At 38.7% G+C, this 266-nt stretch carries 1 rRNA gene; it reads left to right on the forward strand.

Annotated elements, in window-relative coordinates:
* Positions 1 to 165: 165 nt before the first annotated feature.
* Positions 166 to 266, forward strand: a 23S ribosomal RNA gene (locus H5200_RS23600); the annotation flags it as partial.

Here is a 266-nt window from a genome sequence, read left to right on the forward strand (position 1 = left end):
AGAATGATAGCAGTATCATTCAGTGCCATTTAATGAACGTTTTGTTTGTTGATTGGTATCTACTTTAGTATTCAATATTAACTTCTGGCGAAGTTAAACTGTCACTAACGTATGACTAAACTTTACTGTTTAGTATTGCGAAAGCAAGACCCGTTTGGGTTGTATGGTTAAGTGACTAAGCGTACACGGTGGATGCCTTGGCAGTTGGAGGCGATGAAGGACGTATTAACTTGCGATAAGCCTAGTCAAGCTAGTAAAAAGCACTT

Origin of the sequence: Pseudoalteromonas sp. SG43-7 (assembly GCF_014164295.1) — a bacterium.
GTDB lineage: Bacteria > Pseudomonadota > Gammaproteobacteria > Enterobacterales > Alteromonadaceae > Pseudoalteromonas > Pseudoalteromonas rhizosphaerae.